This window comes from Stenotrophomonas sp. BIO128-Bstrain (genome assembly GCF_030128875.1).
GTDB classification, from domain to species: Bacteria; Pseudomonadota; Gammaproteobacteria; order Xanthomonadales; family Xanthomonadaceae; genus Stenotrophomonas; species Stenotrophomonas bentonitica_A.
This window is the reverse complement of sequence record NZ_CP124620.1, coordinates 3845334-3857446: the sequence shown is the minus strand read 5'-3', so window position 1 is coordinate 3857446 and position 12113 is coordinate 3845334. Positions and strand designations below refer to the sequence as shown.

Below are 12113 nucleotides of genomic sequence, written 5' to 3'. Positions count from 1 at the left end.
GCAGGCCGTGCGGGCTCAGCCGACCAGCGCGGCCGAATCGCGCGCGAGCTGCTCGATGCCGGCCCAGTCCCTGGCCTGCAGCAGCGCCCGCGTGGTGAGCCATGAACCGCCCACGCACAGCACGTTGGGCAGATGCAGGAAATCGCGCGCGGTCTGCGCGCTGATGCCGCCGGTCGGGCAGAACCGCACATCGCCGAACGGGCCGTTCCATGCCGACAGCATGGCCGCGCCGCCGGCCTGCACCGCCGGGAAGAACTTGAAGGTATCCAGGCCGTGCTCCAGGCCGAGCATCAGCTCCGACGAGGTCGCCACGCCCGGCAGGAACGGCAGATCGGTATCGCGCGCGGCGGCGTACAGGCGCGGGGTCGCGCCCGGCGATACCGCAAAGCGCCCGCCCACGTGCTTGACCTTCTCCATCTGCGCGGCGGTCAACACGGTACCGGCGCCGACCACGGCATCGGGCACGGCCTCGACCATCGCCTGGATCGCCTCCATCGCCATCGGCGTGCGCAGCGTCACTTCGATCACCGGCAGGCCACCGTTGAACAGGGCACGCGCGACCTCGACCGCATCCTCGACATTTTCCGGGGTGAACACCGGAATCACCGGGGCCAGTTTCAGGACTGCGCGTACGCGCGGATCAGCGCCGGACATCGAATCGCTCCTCGCCCGTGAGGGCCATGATGTCAGCCTCGCTGACAGGGTTGAAATCGCCGGGGATGGAATGCTTCAGGCAGCCTGCGGCCAGGCCGAAGCGCACGATCATGTCCGGCGCGAAGCCGCGCATCATGCCATGCAGGATGCCGGCGGCGAAGGCATCGCCACCGCCGATGCGGTCCACGATGCCGATCATCTCGCGGGTGGGTGCCACGGCGCGGGTGCCATCGCGGCCGATCAGCATCGCCCCGAGCGAATGGGTGTCCACACTGTGCGGGGTGCGCTGGGTGCAGGCCATCCACTGCAGCCGCGGGAAGGCCGCGAAGGCCTTCGCGGCGGCTGCATCGACCCGCTCGTGCACATCGGCCTGCCCGAATTCACCCCCGAGCACCACCCCGATATCGCGGTAGTCCGCGAAGACCAGATCGGCGCAGGCGAACAGCTCGCGCAGGATGCCGGGTGCATCACCCTGCCAGCGCGCCCACAGCGACGGGCGGAAGTTGCCATCGAAGGACACCTTCACGCCCCGCGCGCACGCCGCACGCGCGGCGGCCAGCGTGGCCTGGGCCATGGCCGGGTTGAGCGCCGGGCTCACCCCGGACAGGTGCAGCCAGTCGGCACCGGTCAACAGCGTGTCCCAGTCGTAGTCGGCGGCGCTGCTGTTGGCGAAGGCCGAATCGGCGCGGTCGTAGACCACTTCGCTGGCACGCTGCACGGCGCCGGTGGTCAGGAAGTACAGGCCCATGCGGCCCTCGGTGCGGCGCACCGCCGCGGTGTCCACTCCGTGCCGGCGCAGTTCGCCCAGGGCGTACTCGCCCAGCGGGTTGGCCGGCACCGTGCTGACCGCGGCCACCGCATGCCCCAGATGGGCCAGGGAGACACCGACATTGGCCTCTGCACCGCCGGCGTGCACGGCCAGCTGCGGGCTCTGCAGCAACAGCTCCCGGCCGGGCGCGCTCATGCGCAGCAACAACTCTCCGAAACAGACAACACGACTCATGGTCCTGGATCCTTGTGAGGGCCGCGGCCGCCACGAAGGCGCCCGACAGCAATGGCTAGCGGTGTCATTCTAGCGATGGACGCCGCCCCGTCCACCTGTCCCGAATGTCGGAACCATTGTCCTGCAAGCGTCTGCGGGACATTGAAAGTCTGCTGCGGTGCAAGATGCCGGATCAGTAACGGGCTGTTAACGTCCGCCCTGACCAGCGGTGTCATTGCACTGACATGTCGTTGGATAGCTGTTTCATGTAGCACCTTGGGAGAGGGAAAACATGCAAGTCCAGAACACGCAGAAAAAGACACCGGTTACCTTGCTCGCATTGTCGATCGGCCTGGCGCTGAGTGGTACCGCGCTGGCCCAGGATGCGGGGACCAACCCCACCGATCTGGATACCGTCGTCGTCACCGGCTACCGCGCCAGTGTCGAGAAGGCGCTGGACATCAAGCGCGGCGAAGCCGGCGTGGTCGACGCCATCGTCGCCGAGGATATCGGCAAGTTCCCGGATCTGAACCTGGCCGAGTCGCTGCAGCGCATCCCCGGCGTGGTCATCACCCGCGAAGCGGGCGAAGGCCGCAACATCTCCGTGCGTGGCCTGGGCCCGGATTTCACCCGCGTGCGCATCAACGGCATGGAAGCGCTGACCACGGTCGGTGCCGGTGACCAGAGCGGCGGCACCAACCGCGGCCGCGGCTTCGACTTCAACGTGTTCGCCTCGGACCTGTTCTCGCAGCTGATGGTGCGCAAGACCGCCTCGGCCGACGTCGAGGAAGGCTCGCTGGGGGCCACGGTCGACCTGCGCACCGCGCGCCCGTTCGACTATGACGGCTTCACCTTTGCCGCCAGCGGCCAGGCCGGTTACAACGCGATGGCCGAAAAAGCCGACCCGCGCATGGCCGCACTGATTTCCAACACCTTCGCCGACGGCACCTTCGGTGCGTTGCTGTCGGTGGCCTACTCCGAGCGCCAGGCGCTGGAAGAAGGCTCCAACACCGGCCGCTGGGCCAACGGCCCGAGCAACGGCAACTTCAACGCGGCCTCGCCGTTCGCCGCCGCCCGTTCGGCCGACGTCTACCACCCGCGCTTCCCGCGCTACGTGCAGATGGAGCATGAGCAGAAGCGCCTGGGCGTGACCGGCACCCTGCAGTGGAAGCCGAGCGATGCCACCGAATTCTCGCTGGATGCGCTGTACCCCCAAGATCGATGCGACCCGCGACGAGCACTACATCGAAGCGATCTCCTTCAGCCGTGGCACCAGCACCACGCCGCGCCTGGTCGGCAAGCCGGCGATGATCGTCAAGAACGGCGTGATCGAGAACAATGCGCTGGTCTACGGCGAGTTCGACAACGTCGACATCCGCACCGAAAACCGCCATGACGAGTGGAGCACCGAGTTCAAGCAGCTCAGCCTCAATGGCCAGCACCGCTTTGGCGATGACTTCACCGTGTCCGGCAAGGTCGGCATCTCGCGCTCCAAGCACGAGAACCCGGTGCAGACCACGATCATCATGGACAAGTACGACGTCGACAATTACAGCTACGACTACCGGGGCAACAGCCGCTTCCCGACGCTGAACTACGGCATCGACCCGACCAACCCGGCGGGCTGGGAACTGGCGGAAATCCGCCTGCGCCCGCAGTACGTGGACAATGACTTCGATACCGGCCAGCTCGACTTCAACTGGAACATCAGCCCGGGCTTCCGCCTGAAGGGCGGCGTGCTGGCCAAGGACTACACCTTCAAGACCACCGAGCTGCGCCGTGCCAGCGAACTGGCCGTGCCCAACTTCGCCGATGGCACCAAGATCGTGCCGGTGGACATGACCGAGCAGGCCGGCCTGAAGGGCATCAACGGCAGCCCGTCCAACTGGGTGGTGCCGGACCTGAACGCGATTGCCGATCAGTTCGACATCTACAGCAACAGCGGCATCTTCGCCGTCGCCCCGCGCGCCAACAACGTGCGCAGCGTCGAAGAGAAGGACCGTGGTGCCTACCTGATGGGCGAGTTCTCCACCGAACTCGGCAGCCTGCCGCTGTCGGGCAACGTGGGTGTACGCTACGTGCGCACCAAGCAGAGCTCCACCGGCCTGTCCACGCTGGCCACCGGTACGGTCTCCACCACCGAGAACCGCACCTACAACGACACCCTGCCCTCGTTCAACCTGGTGGCTGAAGTCACCCCGGACTTCCTGATCCGCCTCGGCGCGGCCAAGGTGATGAGCCGCCCGGGCCTGGGCAGCCTGACGCCGGGCGCAACGGTGGCCGTGGCCGGTGGTGCGCGCACCATCTCCAGCGGCAACCCGGACCTGGAGCCGATCCGCGCGACCAACGTCGACCTCGGCTTCGAGTGGTACTTCGCCGAAGGCGCGATGGCCGGCATCGGGCTGTTCTACAAGGACATCGAGAGCTTCGTGCAGACCACCCGCGAAGTGCGTCCGTACTCCGACAGCGGCCTGCCCGCCTCGCTGCTGATCGGCACCGGTGCCTCGCCCGCCGACGACTTCACCTACAGCCGCCCGGTCAACACCCCGGGCGGTGAACTGCACGGCGTGGAAGCCAATTACACCCAGCCGTTCACCTTCCTGCCGGGCAAGTGGTCCAACCTGGGCGTGCAGTTGAACTACACCTGGGTGGAATCGCAGATCCAGTACCTCAACGCGGCCGGCCAGCCGGTGATGAAGACCGACCTGACCGGCCTGTCCAAGTCGTCCTGGAACGCCACGCTGTTCTACGAAGGCAAGGTCTTCTCCGGCCGTGTCTCGGCGACCAACCGCGATGACTACCTGACCCAGGCGCCGGGTACGGAAGCCGGCTTCAACCTCGACGGTTACCACGGCATGACCGGCACCACCGTCATCGATGCCTCGATCCGCTACACGATCAGCGACCAGCTCGAACTGAGCCTGGAAGGCATCAACCTGACCAACGAAGCCTCCGACGAGTGGGTCTACTCGCCGGCCACCGGTCGCCTGCCGCTGCAGTACACCGAAACCGGCCGCCAGTTCCTGCTCGGCGTGCGCTACAAGTTCTGATTCAACGGCAGTACCCGCCGGCGGCGTGAGTGATCACGCCGCCGGCTGCGCGCGCGCCGCCATCGTTGCCATCCCACGACTCTCTCCAGCGAATGCACGCTGCTGCGGCGCAAGATGCCGCCGCGTGAAGGGTTTGTTACGTTTCGGATGACCAGCGGTGTCACCGCGGCAATGCGCGCTGGACGCTCCGGGGGAGGCCGGACGTCATGACTCATCAACATCACGGTCGCATGGCGGCGAACCCTGGGAGGGGCTTACACACGATGGAACGACTCGACACCCGTAAAAAGACACCGGTTACCTTGCTCGCGGTATCGATCGCCTTGGCGCTGCAGGGCGTGGCTGGCATCGCCGCGGCACAGCAGACGCCGGAACAGGCCGCATCACTCAACGCGGTCGATCTGGACAAGGTGGAGGTCAAGGCGACCTACCGCGAAAGCCTGCAGCAGTCGCTGGATGAAAAGCGCTACAGCGTCGAGCAGGTCGATGCGATCTACGCTGAAGACATCGGCAAGTTCCCGGATCTGAACCTGGCCGAGTCGATGCAGCGCATCGCCGGCGTCTCGATCGACCGTGAAGGCGGCGAAGGCCAGCAGATCTCCGTGCGCGGCCTGGGCTCGGACTTCACCCGCGTGCGCATCAACGGCCTGGAAGCGCTGTCCACCGCAGGCAGCGGCACCACCGGCGTCAACCGAAGCCGCGGCTTCGACTTCAATACCTTCGCCTCGGAGCTGTTCAGCCGGGTCAAGATCAACAAGACCCAGTCGGCGCAGACCGATGAGGGCTCGCTCGGCGCCACTGTCGACCTGCGCGGCTCGCGCCCGTTCGATTTCGAGGGCTTCCAGGCCTCGCTCGGCGGCCAGTACGGCTTCAACGAACTCTCCAGGAACAAGGACCCGCGCATCTCCGGGCTGATCAGCAACACCTGGGCTGACGGCCGGGTCGGCGCGCTGATGTCGGTGGCCTACAGCAAGCGCACCATCTTCGAAGAAGGCTACAACCCGGTCCGCTGGGAGCACGGCAACTACCGCAACTCCAACCAGAGCACCGCGGCCAACAACGGCACCTACGGCTTCTGCAGCCCGGCCGGCTACGACCCGCAGACCCCGCGCAACCCGCTGGCCAATGAAACCGCCGCCGGTGTCGGCAGCGCCGCCAACCAGGCGCGCAGCAACGGCTGGGGCAGCTACGGCATCGATGCGACCCACTGCGGCCCCGGCCTGGATCGCCCTGCGGCGACGGCGGAGAACATCGCCGCCTACGAGACCGCGACCAACGCCTGGATCCCGCGCTACCCGCGTTATATCCGCACCGAACATGAGATCGAGCGCCTGGGTGTCACCGGCGCGCTGCAGTTCAAGGTCAGCGACGACACGCAGCTGAACCTGGACATGCTGTACTCCAAGCTCGACAAGAACGTGCGCGAAGACTCCATCGGCGCCAACCTGCATCGCACCGCGCAGTACGGCGGCAAGACCCAGATCGTGGTCCGCGAGGCGCAGGCCGATGAGCAGAACCGCCTGACCTACGGCGTGTTCGACAACGTCGACTTCCGCACCGAATCCACCGCCATCGAAGAAAGCACCGAGTTCAAGCAGTTCAGCCTGAACCTGGAGCATCGCTTCAACGATGCGGTGCGCCTGGATGCCGTGGTCGGCCACTCCGAGTCGAACTATGAGCGGCCGGTCTTCTCGATGGTCAGCTTCGACAACAGCAACCTGGACGGCTTCGTGCTGGACATGCGCAACGGCAAGGTGCCGGCGATGTCCTTCCCGTTCGATCTCAACGCCGTGGACAACTGGAAGTGGCTCGGCTACGGCAGCACGCCGGTCAACGCCAACGGCACCGCGCGTGGCGGCAACATCAGTGAAGTGCGCTTGAATCCGCAGTACGTCGACAACGCCTTCGACACGGCCAAGGTCGATCTGACCTTCGATATCAGCCCCACCTTCACCCTGCGCGGTGGTCTGGCCTACAAGGACTACGACATGAGCACGCAGGAGTTCCGCAACATCAGTTACGGGCGCCTGTCGCAGGCACTGCCGGCCGGCGTCACCGTCGGTGACCTGAGCGATACGCTGAGCGGCTTCGGCAAGGGCATGGACGGCAACCTGCCCAACAGCTGGCTGGTGCCGGACTTCAACCAGATCGCCAAGCTGCTGGACATCTACTGCAACTGCGACACCGGTACCCTGGGCGGCGACTACCGCCTGGCCAGCGTGGGCCACTTCGGCGCGTCCAACAACAACTTCGACGTCAACGAGAAGAGCTACGGCAGCTACCTGCAGCTCGACTTCAACACCGACCTGCTGGGCCGCGCGTTCCGTGGCAACCTCGGCGTGCGCTATGTGCAGACGCGGATCACCGCCGATGGCTATGCGCCGTGCACCGCGGCCAATGCGACCGATCTGTCTTCGGCCTGCGCGCCGTTCTTCGGGGTGGCCAGCGCCACCGCCGATCCCGGCGAGCGCCTGCAGGTCGCCACCCGGGTCGGCCACAAGTACGACGACTGGCTGCCCTCGCTGAACCTGGCCTGGGACCTGAGCGACACCTTCGTGCTGCGCTTCGGCGCGGCCAAGACCATGGCCCGCCCGACCCTGTCCAACCTGTCGCCCAGCGTCAGCGGGGGACCCACCGCGTACTTCGATGACGACCGCAGCTACTCGATCAACCTGGGCAACCCCAAGTTGGATCCGTTCCGCTCGACCAACTACGACCTGAGCGCGGAGTGGTACTTCGAGGAAGGGGCCCTGCTGTCGGCGGCGCTGTTCTACAAGGACATCGACAGCTACGTGCAGCGCACGCGCCTGCTCACCACCTGGGCGGACATGGGCTACTCGCTGGACCTGCTGCCGACCGGCTTCAGCCCGGACACCGTGTTCAACGTGCAGAGCTACTTCAACACCCCGGGCGGCCCGCTCAAGGGCTATGAAGTGTCCTACCAGCAGCCTTTCAGCTTCCTGCCCGGCTTCTGGAAGAACTTCGGCGTGCAGCTGAACTACACGCACGTCGAATCCAAGATCAAATACATGTTCAGCTCGGGCACCGGCAGCACGATCGTCACCACCTACACCGAGAACGACCTGCTGAATCTCTCGCCGAACTCGTACAACGCCACTCTGTACTACGACGACGGCCGCTTCAGCGCCCGCGTCTCCACCAGCTACCGCGACGCGTACATCAGCACGATCCTCTCGCAGGAGAACGTGTGGGACCTGGACGGCAACCAGTTCGCCACCGCCGACGTGCAGGGCAAGTACAGCGTGGAGAACGTGGACTTCAACATGTCCTACAAGGTCAACAAGAACCTCTCGCTGACCTTCGAGGCGATCAACCTGCTTGACACCGCCGACGAGCGCTATGTCGATTCAGCGCTGTCGCTGCCGGATCGCTACACCCATACGGGCCGCCAGTACTACCTCGGCCTGCGTTACAAGTTCTGACCGTGCTGCGTCTTCCGCCACAGGTATCGCGTCCGCTTGCATCCTTCTCTCCGGGATGGCGGGCGCGGTGCCGGGGCGGGAGGCCACCGTGAGCGGCTGACCCCCGCTGCTGGTTCCGCTGTACTGTTTCTGCTGTCGAAAGGAAGGTCTCATGCATCGCGTTGTCGCCGCCTCGATCCGCCCCTCCCGCCTGTCCGCCAGCCTGCTGGCGCTGCTGCTTGCGGGCAGTGGCACCGCCTGGGCGCAGACCGCGCCCCAGCTGCTGTTCCACGTGTCGGCCGACCAGGGCCTGCAGGCCGATACCGCCGCAGGCGACCCGGTCCCCAACTTCGTGGACAAGGTGAAGCGGGTGCCCGACGGGGCGCATGGCAGTGCGATCGAATGGGCCGATGACGGCGTGCTGTCGTGGAATGCCCCCGGCAACATCCAGGCCCAACGCGGTACGCTGGGCTTCTTCTGGCGTTCGCGCTACGCGGTGGGTGAAGCACCGTTCGTGATCTTCCGGGTTGGTTATGCCGACCACAGCAGCTGGGACATGGCCTGGCTGCGCATCGACTGGAACGGCCACGGCTTCGATGCCTTCGTCACCGATGCCAACCTGGCGCGCACCCGCGTGTCGTTCAAGCTCGACCAGAACCCCTCGCCGCAGCAGTGGCAGCACATCGCCTTCGGCTGGGACGAAAACCACGGCGTGCGCCTGTACGTGGACGGCAAAGAGGTTGCCCGCCAGGAGACCACCGCCGACTACGACGCCGCACTCGATCAGCTCGGCCTGGCCGGACGCGTGATGGCGCCCTACCAGGTGCAGAGCCGCTACAACTTCCTGCGTGGCAGCGATTTCGACGAGATCCGCGTCTACGACCGTCTGCTCGATCCGGCCGGCATGGCCGCACTGGCCCGGAATGCTGCCCCGACCACGGCCGTGGCCGCGCCTGACCCGATGCGCGCCTGGCGCCATCGCCATGGGTGGGACGCCACGCCGCCGCCGGCACTGAGTGCCCCGACCACCACGATCCGCAAAATCGAATTCGCCGATACCAAGGACCACAAGCAGTGGATGTGGAAGGCGACCGACGGCATCGCCGAGACCACCTGGCCGGGCGTCTACAACCGCTCGCGGCTGGCCGGGCGGGATGATTACTTCCAGCTGCCGGACTGGAATACCTATGTCGAGGGTGGCCAGCAGCTCGACCTGACCCTGCCGGCCGGTGAAACCGTCAACCGCATCGAAGTGCGCGGTGCAGCGTTTGGCGGGCTCAGCCACAGCGTGGACGGCCAGCCGGCACAGACCCTGTTCCAGCGCCCGCAGGGCGTGGTCCGCAGCGTCAACAGCATTCCAGCCCAGGACGGCGGCGTGCTGCACTTCCGCAATACCGCGCAGGAAACCCCGATCCAGGAAATCTGGGCCTACCAGGTCAGCGACGCCGCCGAGCCGGAGGGCACGGTGAAGCAGCGCTACCTGATCGACAGCCAGGCGCTGCCGGATTACACCAACATCGCCGCACTGCGCGAGTACATCGACGGCCGCTACCCGGCGGCCGAACGCAGCACGGTGATGGCGCTGCCCAAGGGCGCCGGCTCGCGCAAGCGCACGGCCGACACGCTGCCCGCGCAGCCGCTGCCGATCGTGCACGTGCTGATTCCCTCCGGCGTGAGCGACGCGCCGGCCGCGCAGCCGCTGATCCGCAGCTGGGCACACAGCTGGGAGAACATGCATGACGGCCTGGATGGCATCGCCATCGATCTGCCCAAGCTGGATCTGCCGGCCACGCAGGACGGCCTGATCCCGCTCAACATCCGCATCAAGGACCCGATCTGGCCGGCGCGCGACATGATCGACGTGTCGGTCTCGGTCAAGCCGGGCCAGAAGCGCACCCTGTGGCTGGACCTGCGCGATCGCATCCTGACCGCCGACAGCCTGTGGATCTCCATCGCCTCTGCGGCGCCCGGCTTCAACGCGACCTCGCTGGATGGGGCGGAAATCCGCATGGTCTACAAGGACCGCGAGGAGGCGAAGAAGGAACACATCGCCGACCGCTTCAATCAGGTACGCGACAACTGGGGCTTCCTGGTCGAAGAGCACACCACCTCCAAGCGCCAGCGCCTGTATGCGCGCGTCTATGCCGACCTCAGCGATCTGCTGCGCGTCGATCCGGACCACGAACTGGGCCGGCTGTACTGGAACTACATCAGCTACAACAGCCAGGGCAAACCGCCGTTCACCCAGCCCGACGCGCCCAAGGGCGTACCGCTGTGGGCCTTCCGCCAGACCGAAGACCTCAAGTACGTACGCCGCTTCATCGACTGGTGGATCGACAACCGCCAGATCGCCTATGGCGACTTCGGCGGCGGCATCTCCGACGACTCCGACCTGACCCAGCAGTGGCCTGGGCTGGCGCTGATGGGCGTGCAGCCGGACAAGCTCAACGCCTCGCTGACCGCACTGTCCGACGCGGTGTACCGCAATGGCATGTTCAGCAACGGCTTGAGCACCATCGAGACCGACGAGCTGCATGCCTACGAGGAAGGCATCAACACCAACAGCGCGATGCTCTACCTCAACTGGGGTGATCCGCTCACCGTCGAGCGCCTGATGGAAACGGTGAAGGCCTTCGATGAACGCATCATCCTGCCCAATCCGCAGGGGCATCTGCTGTTCTCCAGCAACTGGTTCGGCGGCAACAAGGTCTACCGCGAGCCGAACTGGCAGTGGCAGAAACCGTACTCCTTCCCGGTGCTGCACCCGGCGTTCCTGATCGGGCAGTACAACGCCGACCCGACCGGCCGAAAGCTGGTCACCGGCCTGGCCGACAGCTACCTGGCCCACGCCTACACCGACGACAAGGGGCGCTGGGCGCTGCCGAACGAGATCCACTGGGCGACCGGCAAGACCCGCGGCGGCGAGCTCAACAACGGCTCAGGCAGCGGCGACATCATGCATACCTTCTGGGCGGCATGGCGCTGGACCGGCGATGACAAGTACCTCAAGGCGCTGGACTACCGCGTGGAGCGCGGTGGCCCGGGTGCCTTGTCCAACCTGGGCGAGAACTACGTCGAGGCGCTGGGCCGCGGTGCCGAGTGGAACCCGCGCTTCATCAGCGATGCCGACGGTGGCAACACCGGCTTCTCCAGTCTGATGGCGTGGCAGGCCACCGGCGACAAGAAGTACCTGGAGGCATTGCACGCTGATGGCATCCAGGCCAAGGCGCAGCGCGAATACATGAACACCGAAGGGCACTGGTGGTCTGACCGTGTCGAAGCGCCGAGCGAATTCCTGCAGCGCGCGCGGTTGGGCGGTATCGCGCTCAAGCGCAACCAGAGCTGGCCCGGCCACACCGTGAGCTGGCGCTTCGCCCAGCCGGACGCGGCCGAACAGGTGGCGCTGCTGGTGCACGCGCCTTCGCCGGACCGCTTCAAGGTGATCGCCTACAACCTGGGCACGCGCGCGGTGGACGCGGAGATGAGCACCTGGAACGTCACCGCCGGGCAATGGCGGATGACCAGCGGCGTGGACCGCGACGGCGATGACCGGATCGACGGCAAGGCGACCACGCGCGATCTGGCGCTGGAACGCAGCGCCTCGACCACGCTGCGCTTCGCGCCGGGGCAGAGCCAGGTGTTCGAGTTCGAGCTGGTGCAGGCCGGCACGCCGGTCGAGCAGCGGGCCGACCTCGGCATCGGGCGGGGCGATGTGCGCGTGGAGGACGGCCAGGTGCAGGTGACCGTGCACAGCCTGGGCCACGTCGCGACCAGCCTGGGCGTGGCGGTGCTGGAAGATGCCAAGGGCCGTGAGCTTGCCCGGGTCGAGATACCCAGCCTGCCTGCGCCGAGCGATCTGGTGCCGAAAACCACCACGATCAGCCTGCCGCTGCCGGCGGGGGATCACCGTGGGCTGCGCGTGCGTGTCATGCAGGCCGATGGCGCCGCCGAGGTGACCCAGCGCAACAACCTGGTGGTGCTGGACCGGTAGTGCCATGCCATGCA

4 protein-coding genes and 1 pseudogene are annotated in these 12113 nt (G+C 66.4%); 3 read left to right on the top strand and 2 right to left on the bottom strand.

The window, feature by feature from the left end; all coding sequences use genetic code 11:
- Positions 1-15: 15 nt before the first annotated feature.
- A complete protein-coding gene (eda, locus tag POS15_RS17580) occupies positions 16-654 on the bottom strand; it encodes a bifunctional 4-hydroxy-2-oxoglutarate aldolase/2-dehydro-3-deoxy-phosphogluconate aldolase (RefSeq protein ID WP_284128584.1) in 639 nt (212 codons plus the stop codon).
- A complete protein-coding gene (locus POS15_RS17575; RefSeq protein ID WP_284128583.1) occupies positions 641-1657 on the bottom strand; it encodes a sugar kinase in 1017 nt (338 codons plus the stop codon). Before POS15_RS17575 ends, eda begins: the two co-directional genes overlap by 14 nt.
- A 271-nt stretch (positions 1658-1928) precedes the next feature.
- On the opposite strand from POS15_RS17575, the pseudogene POS15_RS17570 reads away from it, so the two are divergent.
- From POS15_RS17570 to POS15_RS17560, 3 genes and pseudogenes are all read left to right on the top strand, one after another.
- Positions 1929-4686, top strand: a pseudogene (locus POS15_RS17570) (TonB-dependent receptor).
- Between the two features lie 263 nt (positions 4687-4949).
- Positions 4950-8129: a TonB-dependent receptor gene (locus tag POS15_RS17565; protein WP_284128582.1), complete on the top strand. Its 3180-nt coding sequence runs from the start codon at positions 4950-4952 to the stop codon at positions 8127-8129.
- 151 nt (positions 8130-8280) lie between these two features.
- A complete protein-coding gene (locus POS15_RS17560; RefSeq protein WP_284128581.1) occupies positions 8281-12099 on the top strand; it encodes a LamG-like jellyroll fold domain-containing protein in 3819 nt (1272 codons plus the stop codon).
- Positions 12100-12113 lie beyond the last annotated feature (14 nt).

Coding starts and splice junctions, on each gene's coding strand:
- eda (WP_284128584.1), bottom strand. CDS start 654: ATGTCCGGCGCTGATCCGCGCGTACGCGCAGTCCTGAAACTGGCCCCG.
- POS15_RS17575 (WP_284128583.1), bottom strand. CDS start 1,657: ATGAGTCGTGTTGTCTGTTTCGGAGAGTTGTTGCTGCGCATGAGCGCG.
- POS15_RS17565 (WP_284128582.1), top strand. CDS start 4,950: ATGGAACGACTCGACACCCGTAAAAAGACACCGGTTACCTTGCTCGCG.
- POS15_RS17560 (WP_284128581.1), top strand. CDS start 8,281: ATGCATCGCGTTGTCGCCGCCTCGATCCGCCCCTCCCGCCTGTCCGCC.